This is a genomic window from Myxococcus sp. CA051A (assembly GCF_013336705.1).
Taxonomy (GTDB): domain Bacteria; phylum Myxococcota; class Myxococcia; order Myxococcales; family Myxococcaceae; genus Myxococcus; species Myxococcus llanfairpwllgwyngyllgogerychwyrndrobwllllantysiliogogogochensis.
The window spans coordinates 504,417-522,880 of record NZ_JABUMS010000003.1 but is presented as its reverse complement, the minus strand read 5'-3'; the positions used below and the strand labels follow the sequence as shown (position 1 = coordinate 522,880).

Sequence of the window (18,464 nt, the reverse complement as noted above, 5' to 3'; positions counted from 1 at the left end):
CGCGGCATGCGCAGGCACCTCCTCCTCCTCGTCCCCGCGTTGGTCTCGCTTCACTGTACCCACGCCACCGAGACCACCGTCCCCTCCAAGCCCGAGGCCACGGCGGCGGCGACGCCCGAGTGGCCCGAAGCCCAGCCCCCCGCGCTGCGGCTCCCGGACACCGTCCAGCCCACCCACTACACGCTGGACCTGAAGCTGCTGTCCTCGGAGCCGACGTACTCGGGCACCGTCACCATCGACGTGGACGTGCGCGAGCCGGTGCGCCAGGTCTGGCTGCACGGACAGGATTTGGACGTGAGCGCGGCCCGCGTGGAGAAGGACTCGCTCACGCTGGAGGCCCGGGCCGTCACCGCGAGCGACGGACGACTCGGCCTGCTGCTGCCGGAGACGCTCGCGCCTGGACGCGCGCGCATCGTCATCACCTTCTCCGGCAAGGTGGATGCCGAGCGCAGCCGGGGCATCTACTCGCAGGAGGAAGGCGGCAACAACTACCTCTACACCTTCTTCGAGCCGGTGGACGCGCGCCGCGCCTTCCCCTGCTTCGACGAGCCGACCTTCAAGGTACCCTGGCGGCTGCGCTTCACCGTGAAGGCCGGTGACGTGGCGCTCGCCAACCACGCCATCGAGGCGAAGGAGACGCTGCCCGACGGGCTCCAGCGCATCACCTTCCGCGACAGCAAGCCCATGCCCAGCTACCTCGTGGCCTTTGTCGTGGGCCCCTTCGACGTGGTGGACGCGGGCACCACCGGCCGCAACAAGGTGCCGCTGCGCTTCATCGTCCCCAAGGGTCGCGGCCCGGAGACGGCGTACGCGGCGAGCGTCACCCCGCGCATCGTCACCGTGCTCGAGGACTTCTTCGACCAGGCCTACCCGTACGAGAAGCTCGACGTCGCGGTGGTGCCTCGCTACTGGGGCACCATGGAGCACCCGGGCCTCGTCGCCCTGGGTCAGCCCCTGACGCTCATCCGCCCCGGCGAGGAAACGCTCCAGCGCCGCAAGTGGTACGTCAACATCGCGGGCCATGAACTGGGCCACTACTGGTTCGGCAACATCGTCACCTGCCGCTGGTGGGACGACATCTGGCTGAACGAGTCGCTGACGTCGTGGCTGGACCGCAAGCAGATGGACGGGTTCGACCCGAGCTGGGGCTTCGGTCAGGACGCCAGCACCCACGCGCTGTCCGGCGCCATGAGCGCGGACGAGCTCGCCGCCGCGCTGCCGGTGCGCAAGCCCGCGACGACGCATGACGAGGTCATCGGCTCCTTCGACAACTCCACCACCTACGCCAAGGGCTCGGCCATCATCGGCATGTTCGAGTCCTGGCTGGGACCGGACAAGATGCGCGACATGCTGCGCACCCACGTGCGCAAGCACGAGTGGGGCACCGCGACGTCCGACGACTTCGCCACCACGCTCTCGGAGACCGCGGGCCCCGACGTCGCCCGCTCCTTCCGAAGCTTCATCGACCAGCCGGGCGCCCCCCGCGTCTCCGCCCAGGTGCAGTGCGACGCCGGCAAGCGGCCGAAGCTGAAGCTGTCCCAGGAGCGCTACCTGCCCGCGGGCTCCAACGCCTCCAAGGACCAGACCTGGTCCGTCCCCGTGTGCGTGCGCGCGGGTGTCGGCGCGGAGGACGTGCGCGTCTGCCAGCTGCTCTCCGAGAGCACTGGAGAGCTGGAGCTGCCGCTCGAGAAGTGTCCCCAGTGGGTCCTGCTCAACGCGGGCGGCATGGGCTACTACCGCGCGGGCTACTCGTCCCAGCAGCTCACCCAGGTGCTCGCCGCGACGCAGAAGACGCTGTCGGTGCCGGAGCGGCTGGCGCTCCTCGCGGACGTGGAGGCGTCGGTGCGCCGGGGTGACCTGCCGCTCGGCGAGGCGCTGAAGATGGTGCCGGCGACCGCGTCCGACGCGAGCCGCTCCCTCGTCATGGGCGGCGCCCGCCTGCTCTACCTGGTGAACGAGGACCACCTCACCCCGGCCGAGCGCGCACGCTTCCGCACCTGGGTGGGGCAGCTCTACGGCGCTCGCGCCAAGGCCCTGGGCTGGTTGCCCAAGAAGAACGACAGCGACGAACTGAAGCAGACGCGCTCGCTGCACCTCGCCCTGGCGACGATGACGGGACACCACCCCGCCCTGGTGCGCGAGGCCCAGGGCCTGGCGACCCAGTGGCTCGCGAAGCGAGACAGCGTGGACCCGGAGGCCGTGCCGCTGGTGCTGTCGGTGGCCGCGCGCAACGCCGACCGCGCCCTCTACGACACGCTGCTCGCCCGCGCGCGCAAGGCGGAGGACCGCAACGAGCGCAGCCAGATGATCAACGTGCTCGCCAGCTTCCGGGACCCGGCCCTGGTGAAAGAGAACCTGACCCTGGCCATGACGGAGTTCGACGTGCGCGACGCGCGCCCGCTGTTCGCCGGGGCCTTCTCCGAGCCGGAGACGCGCGAGGTGGCGTGGAGCTTCTACCGCGAGCACTTCGACACGCTCGCCACCCGCGTCCGCTCGGACGAACTGGGCTGGCTCATCGCGATGACGGGCTCGCTCTGTGACGACAAGCACCGCGCGGAGCTGGAGGCCTTCCTTGGCCCCCGCGTCGACAAGCTGGAGGGCGCGCCGCGCGCCTACGCCCGGGCGCTGGAGTCCATCCGCCTGTGCGTGGAGTCGGACCGCCTGCAGCTCGAAAGCGTGCGGTCCTTCCTGCGCCGCCCGCCTCCCGTCACCAGCACTCCGGCGAAGTAGGATTCACCGCAGAGGCTCCCTCGTCAGTTGAGGGAGCCTCCCGCCGCGTCAGGCCGACAACGCCCGCCCGGAAAGCCCGTTCCACCCACCGGGTGGACCGCGCTAGACATGCGCCATGTTCGACGCCGCGCGATACATGGAACGCATCCAGGCCCCCGCCGACGCGTCGCTGGCCACGCTGCACCGGGCGCATCTTGAGTCGGTGCCGTTCGAGAACCTGGACATCCACCTGAGCCGCCCCATCCGGCTCGACACGGACGCCCTCTTCGACAAGGTCGTCACCCGCCGGCGCGGCGGCTTCTGCTACGAGCTCAACGGCCTGTTCTCCCGGCTGCTCACCGCGCGTGGCTACAGCGTCACGCCGCTGTCCGCGCGTGTCGCCTCCGACGCCAGGGACGGGACGTTCGGCCCGGAGTTCGACCACCTGACGCTCCAGGTGGAGGACGGGGGCGAGCAGTGGCTCGTCGACGTCGGCTTCGGAGAGGGCTTCCTGGAGCCCTTGCGCCTGGACGAGCGGGGAGTGCAGACACGCGCCGGACGCGACTACCGGCTGGCCGCCGACGGCGCGGGGCTCTTGCTGTGGCGCGACTCGGAGCAGGGCTGGGAGGCGCAGTACGCGCTCTCCCTCGTCCCGCGCGCGCTGGAGGACTTCACCGGCATGTGCCACCACCACCAGACTTCGCCGGAGTCCATCTTCACGCAGCGACGGCTTTGCACGAAGGCGACGCCGAAGGGCCGCGTCACCCTCAAGGAAGGCGCCCTCGTCATCACCGAGGGGAAGGAGCGCCGCGAGCTGACCGTGCTGGACGAGGACTCCCGCCGACGGGCGCTCGCGGAATACTTCGGCGTCGTGCTCTAGGGCCCGCGCGAGCTTACGGCTTGTTCATCGCGGCCTTCATCCGCTCGACGCTCTGGATGTACTCCTCCACCGAGTCGAGGCCCACGGCGGCGCGACGCGCGTTCACGTTCGCCGGGTCCTCCAACTGCTTGGGCACCATCTTCCCGTCCACCGGCTCCAACTGGGTGCCGTAACGCTGCGGCTTGTCGGTGTTCACCAGCACCCGGTCGGTGAGGTACGCGAGTTCCTTGGCCGAACCCTCGCCTCGCGCCACGGCCTGCTCCAGCATCGGCAGGACCTGCTCCTGGAACGCCACGTCCTGGTCCGCGTGCTGCACCATCAGCCACGCACTGAAGGTGGCGCGCGCGCCCACCAGGGCCTTGCCCGGCCAGCCCCGCTTCGCGATGACGTCCTTGAGGAAGGCCGTGTTGCTGGCGTCGACCTCGCGCATCTTCGTCTTGACGGCCTCGTCCTTGAAATTCGAGGCCACGAGGAGCTTGCGCACGTCCTGGTCCTCGTCCGCGCGCTTCAGCAGCTCGTCGCGCAGCGCCGGGTCCGCGGCCTCGTACTGCTTCGCGTCGGCCGCGGCGACTCGCTCTGCCAGCGGCGCGAAGCCAGGCAGGCTCCGGATGTTGTCCAGGTCCGGGTCCTTCGCGAGGTGCTTCGCGTCATTGAAGCCCTCGTCCACGGCGCGCTCCAACCAGACCAGCCCCTCCTCGTTCACCTTCGCGAGGGAGGCCACGCAAGCCGCGGTGTAGGCCAGGCTCCTGCCCCGCGCCCCGCCCTCCCAGGCCGTCCGGAACAGGGCCAGCGCGCCCGCGTTGTCGCCCTTCCGGGACAGCGCATACCCCTCGGAGGCCGCCTTCATCGCCTCCGGCGTGGCGACGGGCTTGGGTGCCGGGGGCTTCGCGGAGGCGGCCTCCGGAGCGGCCGGCTCCGAGGCGCTCCCTCCGTGGGCACAGGCCACGAGGTTCAGCGCGGTGAGCAGGATGACGAGACGACGCATGGGGGGCTCCGGGGGGTGTGAGGACGAAGTCGGGCGCTCCAGGGGCTTCCTCGGGGGCGCCGGGAGCCGCAGTGTAGGCGGGGTTTTCGAGACCCCAAGCCCCTGACTTGCCCCGCGCCACTCCAAACCCACCCGCACCTACCCCGTTCCCCTCCGCACGCCGGGTGACGTTTTCGGTTGCCTGTCCGCCATCCAGGGCCGCATGCAGGGGAAGGCCCCAAAGGGCCCGCCTGTTCATCGGCGTTGGCGGCCCCGGAATGCGCGGGGCCTTCGCCCTACACGCATGTCGCACCGAGGAGAACGGATGTCCCGCTTCACATGGCTGGCCGCAGTCTTCGTGCTCACCTGCCCCCTCTGGGTGCAGGCCCGGCCCGCGGCGGACGAGACGGCCCGCTTGTACGCGGCCGAGGCGCTGAAGCAGGCCTCCTCGCCCCGGGGCGCCGCGGGCCTCCTCCGGCTGCACTCGCTGGTGGACGAGGTGGAAGACCTCACGCCGCTGGTGAGCACCTACTCCTACGTGGCCTCGCGGCGGCAGTTCGACGCGAACACGCGCGCCACCGCGCAGCTGCTCCTCTTGGACACCGAGCGCGCCCGGGGCCGGCTGACGCGCGCGGGCGAGGTGAAGCAGTGGATGGGCTTCCTCGGCGACTACTACGTCGTCGGCGGCTTCGACAACGAGGGCAAGTCCGGGTGTGACACGGACTTCGGCCCGGAGGCCGCCAACCTGGACCTGGCCGCCAACTACGCGGGCGCCAAGGGCCGTCAGGTGTCCTGGCGCAAGCTGACCGCGACCACCGCGGACGGCTACGTGGACCTGGCCACCGCCGTGCGCCCCAACCGCGAGGCCGTGGCCTACGCCGTCACCTGGTTGGAGTCCTCACAGGAGACGCGCGTGGCGCTCGGCCTGGGCACCTCCGGCGCCTTCCGCCTGTGGGTGAACGGGCAGTTGGCCGCCAAGGAGGACCGCTACAACCTGCCGCGCCCGGACCAGTCCCGCGTGTCCGTGAAGCTGCGCAAGGGCCTCAACCGCGTGCTCCTCAAGGTGTGCCAGGAGACGGGCCCGCTGGGCTTCTACCTGCGCCAGGAGTCGCCGTCCGTGCGCGCGTCGCTGCCGGCCAGGGCGCCCGCCATCGAGCGCGGCGCGGCCCCCGCTCCGCAGACGCTGCCCACGCTGACGTCCGCGCTGCGCACCCTGGTGGAGAAGAACCCCAACGACGCCACCCTGCACGGGGACTACGCGCGGGTGCTCGGCTTCTACCGGGGCTTCGATGACCGCGAGCACACCGCCACGGTGGAGGCCACGCGCGCCGCGGAGCTCGCGCCCAAGGACGCGCGCCTGCAGATGCTCGCGGCGAGCCTCCAGCGGGATGACCTGAACGAGCGCCGGCGCTTCCTGGAGGCCGCCGTGGCCGCCGACCCCACGCTGCCCGAGGCCCGCGTGGCCCTGGCGGACCATGAGATGGAGCGCGGACACCCGGAGCGCGTCATGGCGCTGGTGGCGCCCGTGCTGGAGAAGACGCCCGAGGAGGCCTCCGCCCGGCTGGCGCTGGCCCGCGCCTACGAGGCCCTGGGTGAGCGTCCGCGCGCGCACGCGCTGGTGGAGGAGGCCTTCCGCCATCAGCCCCGGCAGCCGCGCGCGGTGCGGACCGCGGCGCAGATTTCCCGGCAGCTCGGCCGCCATCGCGAGGCCATGGACCGGATGCGCGTGGTGCTGGCGCTGCGCTTCGACGACACCGGCACGCGCCGCGCGCTGGCCGCGCTGCTGGCGGACTCCGGTCAGGTGGAGGCCGCCGAGCGCGAGTACTCGCAGCTGGTCGCCCTCAACCCGTTCGACAACGGCGCCCGCGTGAGGCTCGCGGAGCTGAAGGCCAGCAACGGCGCGGTGGAGCCGGCGGTGGCCCTGTTCGCGGAGGCCCGTGCCCTGTCCCCGGATGAGCCGGAGGTCTACGAGCGCGAGGGTCGCGCGCTGCTCGCCGCCGGCCGCCGGGAGCCCGCGCTGGCCGCCTTCGAGCGCTCACTGGTGCTGCGTCCGCAGAACCCCGGCCTGAAGGAGGCCCTGCGCGCCCTCAAGGGCGAGGGCGCCGGCGCCGGCATGCAGCACGTGGTGGACGCCAGGCCCCTGGCGAAGGAGGCCGAGGCGTACGTCCACGAGGACGCCATCTACCTGGTCGACAACACCTTCGTGCACGTCCAGAAGAGCGGCCTGTCCAGCCGGCTGATGCAGATGGTGGTGAAGGTGCAGAACGCGCGCGGCGTGGACGCCTTCCGCACCATGCCCATCACCTACTCGCCGGACCGCCAGGAGGTGCGCGTGCTGCGCGCCCGGGTGACGAAGACGGACGGCTCCGTGGTGGAGAGCTACGGGGAGAACGACCGCAACATCAACGAGCCGTGGACGGGCATGTACTACGACGCCCGCGCCAAGGTGCTCTCCTTCCCGTCCCTGGCCGCCGGCGACACGCTGGAGGTGACGTACCGCCTGGACGACACCGCGCAGGAGAACCTCCTGTCGGACTACTGGGGTGACGTGGAGAGCGTGCAGGGCGTCTATCCCAAGCTGCGCTTCCAGTACCTGGTGGAGATGCCCAAGGAGCGCCCGCTCTACTGGAACAAGAGCCGGCTGCAGGGCGTGGAGAGCGCGCAGGAGTCGGTGGACGGCGGGCGCGTGCTGTACCGCTGGAACGCGAAGCACGTGGCCAAGGTGGTGCCGGAGCCGGGCATGCCGGGCTGGGCGGAAGTCGCCCAGAACCTCCACGTCTCCACCTACCAGACGTGGGACCAGGTGGGCCGCTACTGGTGGGGCCTCGTGAGGGACCAGCTCCAGCCGAACTCGGAGCTGAAGCAGACGGTGGACCAGGTGCTCACGGGCGTGGACCGGAAGAACGAGCTGGCGGTGGTGCGCGCCATCTACAACTTCGTGGTGACGAACACGCGCTATGTCGCGCTGGAGTTCGGCATCCACGGCTTCAAGCCGTACCGCGTGGACCGGGTGCTGTCGCGGCGCTTCGGTGACTGCAAGGACAAGGCGAGCCTCATCCACGCCATGCTGCGGGTGGCGGGCGTGGACAGCCGGCTGGTGCTCCTGCGCATGCGCAACCTGGGCGCGCTGGACGCGGAGCCCGCGAGCCTCGCGGCCTTCAACCACGCGATTGCGTATGTCCCCAAGTTCGACTTGTACCTGGATGGCACGGCGGAGTTCCACGGGGCGAAGGAGCTGCCCAGCGCGGACCGCGTCGCCAACGTGCTGGTGGTGGAGCCGGACGGCAAGAGCACCTTCCTCACCACGCCGGAGGCCAGGGCGGAGGACAACGCCACGGGCCTGAAGATGGACGTGGCGCTGCGCGCGGATGGCAGCGCGGAAGTGACGGGCGCCAGCACGGTGAGCGGCCAGAGTGCGCCGGAGTACCGCCGGGCGTACCGTCCGGAGGCCACTCGCAAGTCCACCTTCGAGCGGGCGTGGGCGCAGAGCTTCCCGGGCCTGACGGTGAACGAGGTGTCACTGAGCGACACCACGAAGCTGGACGACGACGTGTCCATGGACTTCCGGATGAGCATCCCCCGCTACGCGGAGGTGATGCCCAACGCGGTGCGCTTCCTGCCCTTCGGCACGGGCCGCACCTACCAGCAGGCCTTCGCCCCGCTGGCGGAGCGCCGGTTCGACCTGGTGATGCAGAGTCCGTGGGTCAACAGCTTCAACCTGCGCTACACGCTGCCCGCGGGCTGGTCCGTGACGGAGCTGCCGCAGGCGGTGGAGGAGACGAACGCGTTCGGCCGCCTCAAGCTCACCTACCGCGTGGAGGAGGGCAAGCTCGTCGCCGAGGGTGAGGTGAAGCTCTCCGTCGCGCGCGTGAAGGCGGACGAGTACCCGGCGTTCAGGGACTTCCTCGGCCGCGTGGACCGCGCCTTCGCGCGCCGGGTCATCATCCAGGGCCCCGGCGGTCGCACCGCGTCCCTCGTGCGGTAGTCATCCGCCGCGGCCTCCGCTCGCTTCACGCGCGCGGAGGCCGTGCGCTTCGTTCAGGGACGGGGGGAACGGGCGGCGAAGGTGGTGGCGACGATGCGGTCGGCGATGGCCGGCCGCTCCTGTCCCATGTGCAGCGTGTTGACGGAGTAGACCAGGCGCCGGCGCAAGTCCCGCGTGGCCCCCATGCCGTTGTTGTAGCCGTGCCGGTCTCCGCTCTTGCCCCACAGCGTCAGGCCGTTGACCTCGAAGCGCGTCAGGCCCGCGCTGTAGCTCGCGCGCCCTCCGCCCAGGGTGGGCACGTCCGGCACGGTGAAGAGTTCCTGGAGCTGCGCGGGTGGCAGCAGCCGGCCCCGGAAGAGCGCGGAGAGGAACGTGTCCAGGTCGGCCGTGGTGGAGATCATCTCCCCGGCGGCCCAGGGGATGGACTGGTTCGCCTCGGTGATGTCGACCAGGTGCACCGTACCGTCGGCCTTGGTGACGGCCTCGTAGCCCCTGGCATGAGGGCCGGGAATCGTCGGGTCATTGCCGGGCACGGACGTGTCCCGCAGGTCGAGCGGCGTGAGGATGCGCTCGCGCACCGCATGGGCGTAGGGCCTGCCGGTGACCTTCTCGATGAGCAGCCCCGCGACGAGGTAGCCGATGTTGCCGTACTCCTGCTGGGTGCCCGGCACGAAGCGGGGCCCGGGTGGCAGCGCCAGCGCGACGAGCTCGCGGGGCGACCAGCGGCGGAACCGGTTGTCGAAGAACCACTCCGGGTCCTTCGACGGCAGCGGGACGTTGGGCAGGCCGTGCGTGTGATTCAAGAGCTGACGCACCGTGATGAGGCCGAAGTTGGGGGGCAGCAGCCCGGGCAGGTAGTGCTGCACCGGGCGGTCCAGGTCCACGCGGCGCTCGGCGGCGAGCTGCAGCACCACGGTGGCGGTGAACGTCTTGGTGATGCTGCCGATGCGGAAGCGCGCATCCGTGGGCACAGGCGTGCCCGCGTGGACATCCGCGACACCGGACGCGCCGAGCCAGCGTCCCGCGGTGCCATTGATGCGGACCTGCGCCGCTGTCGTCCTCGCGTCCGGCAAGCCGGCGATGGCTTGTCGCAGCGCATCCCGGTCCAGGGGGGCCAGGAGCGACTGCTCCCAGTCCAGGCCCTGTTCACTGGTCTCCACTTCGTTGGCGACGGCATCGTCACCCGGGCCACATCCCGCCCCGGAGAAGCTCACCACCAGCACCGCTGCACCCACCCGCAGACCACGGCGCGGGACATCCATGTTCCATCTCCCCGTGAAAATCCGGCCCGGAAGCAGAACACCAGCGGAGAGGGAGCCTGTCACCCGACTCCTCGGCATTTCGTGGAATGTCCTACGACTTGCCAACGAAACCGTCGAGCCCCGGCCTCGACGTCGCCCCCGGGTGCGGAGGATGCGCGGTCAGGTCTCCACGAGCGCGGCCAACAACTTGCGCACTTCCTCCGGGCCGCTGACGCGATACGTGGCGCGCGAGGGTTTGTTGCCCGCGTGAATCGTGAGCCCGCCCTCGGGCATGGCCGCGAACATGTCCTCGTCCGTGCGGTCATCCCCCACGGCCACCACCAGTGTGCCCGGCTCCAGCTGGCGAGTCACCGCGTCCACGACCCGGCCCTTGTTCACGCCATGAGGCCGCACCTCCACCACCTTGTCGCCGGGGAGGATGTCCACGGGCCGCCGGGCGAAGGTCTCCGCCAGCTTCAATCGCAGCTCACGGGATTGGAGCGCGCCGAACTCCGGGTCCACCTGGCGGTAGTGCCACGCCAGCGACGCGGACTTCTCCTCCACGAACGAGCCGGGGACGCGCGCGGCGAACTCGTCGAGCATGGGGCGCGCGGCGTCCTTCCACTCCGCCGTCACCCCGTCGAGCATCCGCCACGCATCCCCCGGCCTCGAGCGGGACCACAGGCCGTGCTCCGCGTGCAGCCCCATGGGCAGCGTCCCGAACCACGACTCCAGCGTCTCCTTGGGCCGGCCGCTGACCACGCTCACCGTGGTGTTCGGCCTCGCCACCAGCTTCGCCAGCAACGCCCGCAGGGCATCATCCGGCGCGGCCAGCTCCGGCCGTGGCGCGAAGCCCACCAGCGTCCCGTCATAGTCGAGCATCAGCGACAGGCGCTCCGCCGACTTCATCACCTCCAGCGCCTCATCGCCGCCCTTGACGTCACGCACGGAGACCGAGGGCAGCCCCTGGAGCCGGCCCAGGAAGTGGGACACCCACCAGTGCACGTCGTGGGCCTTCACCTGCGCGCGCAAGGCGCGCATGCGCTCGCGGCGCTCGTGCTCGCCCATCTCCAGCGCCTGCTCGATGGCGTCCGCCGTCGCCTCCACGTCGTACGGGTTGACGGTGAGCGCCTTGTTCAGCTCGTCGGCGGCGCCGGCGAGTTCGCTGAGCACCAACACGCCGTCCTCGTCCGGCCGGGAGGCACAGAACTCCTTGGCCACCAGGTTCATGCCATCCCTCACGGGCGTCACCAGCATGACGTCCGCGGCGCGGTACAGCCCGGCGAGCTGCTTCTCGTTGAAGGAGCGGTAGAGGTAATGCACCGGCACGTTCTGCACGCTGCCGTACTGGCCATTGATGCGGCCCACCAGCTCGTTCACCTGCTCGCGGTACGTGGCATACGCCTCCACCTGGGTGCGGCTGGGCACGGCCACCTGGATGAACCGCAGGCGTCCGCGCCACGCGGGCTCGCGCTCCAGCAGGCGCTGCACCGCCAGCAGCCTGCGGGGGATGCCCTTGGTGTAGTCGAGCCGGTCGATGCCCAGCAGGATGCGCTGTCCCTCCGCGGTGCGCCGCAGCGAGGCCACTTCCTCCAGCACGCTCACCTCCTTCGCGAGCGAGTCGAAGGAGTCGGAGTCGATTCCCATGGGGAAGGCGCCCACCCGCACCTGCCGCCCCTGCCACATGATGCTGTCGACATCCGTGTCCAGGCTGAGCTGCCGCAACAGCGAGCCGGAGAAGTGCCGCACGTAGCTCACCGTGTGGAAGCCGATGAGGTCCGCGCCGAGCAGGCCCTTCAGCAGCGCCTCCCTGCGGGGCAGCGTCCGGAAGATTTCCGACGAGGGGAACGGGATGTGGTGGAAGTACCCGATGCGGGCTTCGGGGAGCCGCTCGCGCAACATCCCCGGCACCAGCATGAGCTGGTAGTCATGCACCCAGATGGTGTCGCCCGGCTGGTACTGCTTCGCGGTGAGGTCCGCGAAACGTTCGTTGACCTTGCGGTACACCTCCCAGTCACGGTCCTGACGGGGGATGCGGTCCAGCATGTAGTGGCACAGCGGCCAGAGGACCCGGTTGGAGTAGCCCTCGTAGTAGCGGCTCACCTCGCTCGCGGTGAGGTGGATGGGCACGTAGCGCTGCTCGGCGAACTGTTCCTCCACGCGCGTCCGTTGGCTTTCCGACAGCCGGGACATGTCCCCGGGCCAGCCAATCCACTGGCCGCCGGAGCGCTCATGGGGTCGGCGCAATCCCGTGGCCAGTCCGCCGGCACTGCGCACCACGGCGACGCTGTCCTTCTCCACCTTGACGGTGACAGGGAGACGATTGGAGACGAGCAGGAGTCGAGGCATAGAGCCTCTGACCCTTATTCACTCCCTCCGCGAATGACCATCGTCGAATCGCGCGAGGTGGCGATTGGTGGACCCTCTTGCACGGAGCGCGGCGCCCAACCGAGCCGGGCCAACAATGCGGGCTGGCGGCCCGGTTTCCAGATGAACGCATCCAGTACGTAGTGCGTGGCCTGCGGCAACGCGAGCAGCGGCACCACCAGCGCCAGCAGGTCCGGCGAGAGCCCCTCGTCCGCGCCTCCGAAGAGGCCGGGGCGGTCATGCCAGATGAAGCGGTCCCACAACAGTTCCTCGGTGAACGCCAGCGCCACGAGGAACAGGAGGAAGCCGGGCAGCCCCGCACGCAGCACGGTGCCCGCGGCGCCATATCCGCCCTCCTCTGCACGCCCGCGCGAGTAGCGGAACAGCAGCGCGAAGTACGGCACGCCGTGCAGCACCACGTTCATCACCGTGAAGGTGAAGTCATCGCGCGCGAGGACGATGCCGCCGAACCACGTCACCCACGTGGCGCCGACGAGGAGCACCTTGCCGACCTGGAGTCCCTCGCCGCGCGACACGCGCAGTCCCTGGAAGGCGACCCACGCCACGAGCACCACCGCGTGCAGCGCCAGCGCGAGCGTGCCCATCCATGTGGGAAGGCCCGGGAGGAAGTCGCCCTCCACGAACCACCAGAACGCGCGCGGCAGGTTCGCATGCCACCACACGACGGGGCCCACGGTGGCCGCGTAGATGGCGGCGGCGTCCAGGCGGCGCTCGACGTCGGAGGCTCGCGCCTTGCGCGTGTACAGCGCGACCCAGCCGTACTGCTGACGGACGAAGTGGAACAAGGCCACGTAGGCGAACAGCGTCCAGAACGCGCCCGGTGACACGTGGTGGGCCAGCACGCCCACCACCCAGGCGACAAGGGGCGCGCCCAGATACAGGCCGGGCCGCTGGCGCAGTTCGTCCGGGTCCAGGTAGGTGCGGAACAGCGTGGACCAGACGTGGGCCACGTCCACGCAGACGACGAGCAGGAGCCACGCCCAGAGAGGCGTGTCACCCACGGCCCCCAGCCAGGGCGCGGCGAGCACCATGGCCACGGAGACGAGCGAACTGCCGGCGAAGACGGCGAGGTCCACGCGCGGACCGAACAACCAGCTCTGAGAGGGCGCGAGGAAGCGGGGCATCCGGCCCGTGAGGCTATCAGCACTCATGCCCAGGTTGGGCGACGGGCCGCCGGAGCGGTACAACCCGAGGCAAGCGCGGCGCGCGTCCCGCGTAGTGCGCCTGTCGCCCTCTTGCCGTGAGCCCACCCGCGTCCGCCATGTCCTCGACTCCCCCGCCCCCTCGCTTCCGTCGCCGGCTGCTGGCGGTGATGCTGCTCGCGGGGCTCGTCCCTCTCGTGCTCCTGGGCATCGTGGCCCAGGGCGCGCTGGAGCGGGTGCTGTCCGTCTCCGTGGCTCCCGTGGAAGCAGTACTGGATGACGTGTCCCTGGACCTGGAGCGCCGGGGCCTGCCTCGCGGCTCCCTGGATGAAGCGCGGCTGCATCTGGCCCAGGCGGAGCTGACACGTCGGGCCCTGGTGCGGCGAGTGCCCGCGTTCATCACCCTCCTCGTCCTCGTATCGGGCGGCGTCCTGGCGGTGGCCGCCGTGCTGCTCGGCCGTGCGCTGACCCGCCCTGTGACGACACTCACCGAGGGCATGTGGGCCTATGCACGAGGAGACCTCTCCGTGCGACTGCCCGCCACGGACCCGCCTCGCGACGAACTCCAGTTCCTCCTGGGCCAGTTCAACCGCATGGGCCAGGAACTGGTCGCCCAGCGCGAGCGGCTCAAGTCCGCCGAGCAGATCGCCGCGTGGCAGGACGTCGCCCGCTCACTCGCCCACGAGCTGAAGAACCCGCTCACCGCGATGAAGCTCTCGCTCGCAAGGCTGTCTCGCGCGGACACAGGCTCGCCCTCTGACGCCACGCGCGTCACCGAGTCCGTCGCCCTGCTCCAGGAGGAAGTGGATCTGCTGATGCGGATGACGCAGAGCTTCTCCACCTTCGCGCGCCTGCCCGCGCCGCGCTTCCAGGACGTGCCCCTGCGCCCGCTGCTCTCGGAAATCTGCGCGCTGTACGCGGAGACCTCGCCCGTGCCGGTGGAGCTGCTGCCCGGTCCAGATGTCTCGCTGCGCGCGGACCCGGACGGCTTGCGCCGGCTGTTCGGCAACCTCGTGAAGAACGCCACCGAGGCCTCCCCCGAAGGCGCGCCACCCGTCCGTGTCGCGCTGGAGCCCGCGACGGAGAGCGCCGTGCGCATCACCGTCACGGATGGCGGCAGCGGCGTGCCCACCGTGCTGGAGGGAGCGGCCCTCACACGCGGTCTCTTCAGCACCAAGCCCGAAGGCAGTGGGCTGGGGCTGCCCATCTCCCAGAAAATCACCCACGAACATGGCGGCACGCTCCGACTGGAGCCCGCGCCCGGCGGCGGTACGCTCGCGCGCGTGGAGCTGCCCCTCCTTCCTCCTTCGTCCCCCGTGCCCACGACATGAAGCCCGGCCCCCGAATCCTCGTCGTCGACGACGACCCTGGCGTCCTCAAGGCCCTGCGCGGCCTCTTGAGCGACGAGGGCTTCACCTCCGTGGAGGCCCGCTCCACCGCCGAGGCCACCCGCGTCCTCGAAGCACCCGAGGGCCTCCCCGCGATGATGCTGCTCGACCTGCGCATGCCGGGCGAGACGGGCCTGGAGTTCCTCGCGCGGCTGCCGCGTCCGCTGCCCGTGCCCGTCGTCGTGCTATCAGGCGAGGCGTCACCATCAGAGGCCGCGCAGGCCCTGAAGCTCGGCGCCACGGACTTCGTGGAGAAACCGCCATCCCCCGAGCGACTCGTCACGGCGCTGCGCAACGCCCTGGCGCTCGGCGCGCTCCAGGAGGAACGCGAGCGACTGCTGGATGCGCTCGCGCGCCCGGGTCATCTCGTGGGCGACAGCCCCGCCATGGGAGCCTTGCGACAGCTCATCACACGCGTGGGCCCCAGCGACACGGCTGTGCTGATCACCGGCGAGACAGGCACGGGCAAGGAGCGCGTCGCGCGGGCGCTGCACCTGGCGTCGGGACGCAAGGGCCGGCTCGTCGCCGTCAACTGCGCCGCGATTCCCGCCACGCTGCTGGAGAGCGAGCTGTTCGGCCATGAGAAGGGCGCGTTCTCCGGCGCCGTGAATCGACGCGCGGGGCGCATCGAGCAGGCCCACGGCGGCACGCTGCTCCTCGACGAGATTGGAGACATGCCGCTGGAGCTCCAGGCCAAGCTCTTGCGCGTGCTGGAGACGCGCGAAGTGGAGCGACTGGGTGGCTCGGTGCCCGTGCCCGTGGACGCGCGCATCCTCGCGGCGACACACCAGGAGCTTGCCCGCGCGGTGAAGGAGGGCCGCTTCCGTCAGGACCTCTTCTTCCGCCTCAACGTCATGCCCCTGCACATCCCTCCCCTGCGCGAGCGCCCCGAGGACCTGCTCCCGCTGGCGCGCGCCTTCGCGGCCGAGTTCGCCGGACCGGAAGCCCCGCTGGTGCTGGCTCCCGGCGCCGAGACAGCGCTGCGTGCGTACCCGTGGCCGGGCAACGTGCGCGAGCTGCGCAACGTCATCGAGCGGCTCAACCTGCTGCGCGGCGGCGGCCCGCTGACGCTCGGCCCCGAGGCAGTCTCCTCGCCCCAGGCCCCCGCGACAGCCGCGCGCCCCAGCCTCGGAGAGAAGAGCTACCGCGAGCACGTGGAGGACTTCGAGCGGGACCTCATCCGCGCCGCGCTCCTCGAAGGCGAGAGCATCGCCGGAGCCGCGAGGCTGTTGCAGGTGGACCGGGGCAACCTCTACCGACGCATCAAGGCGCTCGGGCTCCCCGTGAGCTGAGCGCCTCGACACCTTCCCCGCGCTACGGCCGGGGCTTCACGTCGGTGTTCTGCGCCGCGACGATGCGCCACGTGCCGCCCACGCGATTCATCACGTACCGCATCTGGGTCCGCAGCAGTCCCGGCTCCGTGTTCTGCACGCCGGGAGGCAGGCCCTGGTGCCCCGTCACCTCATGCGTGGTGTCCACCACGGCCACGTCGCTCGCGGGGAAGGCGACCCGACGAATGGTGACCTTGCTCTGACTGCCCTTGAAGAGCGTCTGGAAGATGGCCGCGTGGCGCTCCTGAATCTGCGGCTGGCCCTCGTACAGCGTCCCGACGATGTTGATGAAGTCCGCGTCGGGCGCGAAGTCCTGGGACCACACCACCGCGTCCTGGCGGTTCCACGCCTGGGTCTGCACGTCCACCATCTGGCGGATGGCCTGCTCGTCCCTCGCATGGTCGACATGCGCACAGCCCAGGGGCATGAGCAGCAACGCGCACGCCAGGGCCAACCGGGTGGGAACACTGCGATTCACGGTGAAGCTCCTTGCTGGAAGAGGGCCCGGCAGCCTGCCACAAGCCCGAGTGAAGCCGGGTTCCAGAGTCACCCGCACCCACACTCCCCGCGCGATTCTCAGCGAGCAGGAAACCCCGAAAGCCCTGGGTGCGATAATCCCTCCGGACCCACCCCCAGGTCGCCCCTTCAGGAAGAGCCGCCCCATGTCGAACCGCATCGGCCGCCCCACCTTCGTCCCCGCCACCCAGCCTGGAATCAGCGCGGAGCGTGAGCGAGCGGCCCGCCCCCCGGGTGAGAAGGCGAACCAGGGCCACTCGCAGGTCGACCAGTTCGAGTCCCGCGCCACGCGCCCCCACGTCAGTGCATCCCTCCTGAGTGGACCCGCCGCGACGACGGCCGTGAGCGCGAAGTCGCTCGACCTCCAGCCCCAGTTGCACGAGGCCACGGGCTACGAGGCCCGCTTCGAGCAGGGCGGTCGGAAGGCCACTGCCTTCGTGGAAGGCCAGGGACAGGTGAACCTGCCCACCGGCCCGGGCAGAGGCCCGTCCTTCCACGCGGAGGCGGGCAAGCCGCTGACGGTGACGGCGGACCCGGCGCGCTTCTCGTCACAGACCGAGAAGGTGGAGTTGGTGTGGCGGCTGGTCCCCGGAGGCACGGAGACGGCGATTCCCCTCACCGACGGCAGCCGCGATGCGAATGGCCGGCTGAACATCCAGCCCGGCACGTTCGAGCTTCCTCCCGACGCCACGGGTCTGGTGCGCCTGTCGTTCCGCACCACGGGCGCCGACGGGCGCGTGAGCAACCAGTGGGACCCGAGCAACGACGCGTCGGTCGCCTCGAAAGAGGGCGCGACGGTGTCCTTCACCGAGGACTTCAAGACGCAGGTCGACGGCACGCTGCGCGCCGGTGACAAGCTCCAGCTCGCGTATGACCAGGACCGCCTCAAGGCGCTCGCGGGCGGCAAGACGCCCTCCGACGTCGTCGCCTGCGTGTCCTTCAATGGCGGCCCGCCCCTGGAGTTCCCGCTCGACCTCCAGCCAGGGCAGGCCGGCAACGCGGGCGGCGACTTCCTGCCGTCGGTCCGCGTGCCTTTCGAGGCGACGGATGTGCAGGTCTGGTTCCGGGGCAAGGCGGACGACAACACCACGTGGGACTCGGCCAACGGGCAGAACTTCAAGTTCCCCGTCGGCGTCACGCGCGACGACGCCGAGCCGGGGTGGAAGAACGAGCTGCTCAAGAGCAAGAGCTTCCCCAACCTGAGCGCGGACAAGTTCGTGGGCATCGGCCCCGCGTCGGAGCGCTACAACTGCATCGCGTGGACGGTGGGCAAGCGCGACGAGTGGGTGTGGCCGGGCACGCGCGTGGAGGACTTCGACAAGCTCTACGCGACGCAGGGCTACAAGCCGATGGACTCGTTGGACCTGAGCAACGACCCCAGCCTGGAGAAGGTGGTCATCTACGGGCGCAAGCCGATGACGGGCAACGGCCCCCTCGAGGTGACGCACGGCGCGCTGATGGACGAGCAGGGCCGCTTCACGAGCAAGATTGGCACCCAGCCGCTCATCCGTCACAACAGCGCTGACGACCTCACCGGCCCTTCGTATGGTGAGCCCGTGCGAGTCTACGTGCGTCCCCGTCAGTCCCCCGTGAGTGCCTCATGAGCGAGCCTGTCGCCCGCTTCGACTCCCTCGCCGAAGAGTGGGGGCGGCACTGCGCGGAACACCGGGAGTCGTCCAACCCCTACGTGTTCCTGGACCATCCGTCGTTCGACGCGCTCGTCGCGCTGGGACGGCCCGCGGTGCCGCTCATCATCGAGCGCTATCGCGAAGGCAGCGTCTTCTGGGGCGCGGCGCTGCGACGCATCACCGGCGTCACCACGTTCGGTGACGGCGTGGTGGGCAACCTGGAGGCGAATCGCCAGGGGTGGCTGAAGTGGTGGAGTGAGAACCAGGCCGCCTGGCCCGGCTGAGCCCGCGT

12 protein-coding genes are annotated in these 18,464 nt (G+C 70.6%); 7 read left to right on the top strand and 5 right to left on the bottom strand.

Features of this window, described 5'->3' with window-relative positions:
• Positions 1–6 precede the first annotated feature (6 nt).
• Positions 7–2,730, top strand: coding sequence for a M1 family metallopeptidase (locus tag HUA74_RS12105; protein WP_174454673.1), 2,724 nt, complete (start codon positions 7–9; stop codon positions 2,728–2,730).
• A 115-nt stretch (positions 2,731–2,845) separates the two neighbouring features.
• Positions 2,846–3,589, top strand: a complete 744-nt coding sequence (locus HUA74_RS12100) for an arylamine N-acetyltransferase (RefSeq protein ID WP_174454672.1) — start codon at positions 2,846–2,848, stop codon at positions 3,587–3,589.
• Between the two features lie 13 nt (positions 3,590–3,602).
• Here the strand turns inward: HUA74_RS12100 and HUA74_RS12095 are convergent, their stop codons facing one another.
• Positions 3,603–4,574, bottom strand: a complete 972-nt coding sequence (locus HUA74_RS12095) for a DUF6624 domain-containing protein (RefSeq protein ID WP_174454671.1) — start codon at positions 4,572–4,574, stop codon at positions 3,603–3,605.
• 304 nt (positions 4,575–4,878) lie between these two features.
• Between HUA74_RS12095 and HUA74_RS12090 the strand changes: the two genes are divergently transcribed.
• Positions 4,879–8,538 (top strand): DUF3857 domain-containing protein, encoded by a 3,660-nt coding sequence (locus HUA74_RS12090; RefSeq protein ID WP_141642190.1) that lies wholly within the window; start codon positions 4,879–4,881, stop codon positions 8,536–8,538.
• A 53-nt stretch (positions 8,539–8,591) separates the two neighbouring features.
• Here the strand turns inward: HUA74_RS12090 and HUA74_RS12085 are convergent, their stop codons facing one another.
• The 3 genes from HUA74_RS12085 to HUA74_RS12075 form a co-directional block, all read right to left on the bottom strand.
• Positions 8,592–9,800, bottom strand: a complete 1,209-nt coding sequence (locus HUA74_RS12085; RefSeq protein WP_174454670.1) for a serine hydrolase — start codon at positions 9,798–9,800, stop codon at positions 8,592–8,594.
• A gap of 159 nt (positions 9,801–9,959) precedes the next feature.
• A complete protein-coding gene (locus HUA74_RS12080; RefSeq protein WP_174454669.1) occupies positions 9,960–12,128 on the bottom strand; it encodes a bifunctional alpha,alpha-trehalose-phosphate synthase (UDP-forming)/trehalose-phosphatase in 2,169 nt (722 codons plus the stop codon).
• A gap of 14 nt (positions 12,129–12,142) precedes the next feature.
• Positions 12,143–13,291: a hypothetical protein gene (locus HUA74_RS12075; RefSeq protein WP_174454858.1), complete on the bottom strand. Its 1,149-nt coding sequence runs from the start codon at positions 13,289–13,291 to the stop codon at positions 12,143–12,145.
• A gap of 137 nt (positions 13,292–13,428) precedes the next feature.
• Between HUA74_RS12075 and HUA74_RS12070 the strand changes: the two genes are divergently transcribed.
• Positions 13,429–14,640, top strand: a complete 1,212-nt coding sequence (locus HUA74_RS12070) for a PAS domain-containing sensor histidine kinase (protein ID WP_174454668.1) — start codon at positions 13,429–13,431, stop codon at positions 14,638–14,640.
• Positions 14,637–15,989, top strand: coding sequence for a sigma-54 dependent transcriptional regulator (locus HUA74_RS12065; protein WP_174454667.1), 1,353 nt, complete (start codon positions 14,637–14,639; stop codon positions 15,987–15,989). The genes HUA74_RS12070 and HUA74_RS12065 overlap by 4 nt, the downstream gene beginning before the upstream one ends.
• 22 nt (positions 15,990–16,011) lie before the next feature.
• Here HUA74_RS12065 and HUA74_RS12060 read toward each other — a convergent pair whose 3' ends face one another.
• Positions 16,012–16,506 carry an SgcJ/EcaC family oxidoreductase gene (locus HUA74_RS12060; protein ID WP_371746186.1) on the bottom strand — a complete coding sequence of 165 codons (495 nt, stop codon included), beginning with the start codon at positions 16,504–16,506 and terminating at the stop codon, positions 16,012–16,014.
• 184 nt (positions 16,507–16,690) lie between these two features.
• On the opposite strand from HUA74_RS12060, the gene HUA74_RS12055 reads away from it, so the two are divergent.
• Together HUA74_RS12055 and HUA74_RS12050 are read left to right on the top strand one after the other, a co-directional pair.
• Complete coding sequence (locus HUA74_RS12055) at positions 16,691–18,148, top strand: DUF6209 family protein (RefSeq protein WP_174454666.1); 1,458 nt, start codon at positions 16,691–16,693, stop codon at positions 18,146–18,148.
• Positions 18,145–18,456, top strand: coding sequence for a hypothetical protein (locus tag HUA74_RS12050; protein WP_174454665.1), 312 nt, complete (start codon positions 18,145–18,147; stop codon positions 18,454–18,456). Before HUA74_RS12055 ends, HUA74_RS12050 begins: the two co-directional genes overlap by 4 nt.
• Positions 18,457–18,464: the final 8 nt, after the last annotated feature.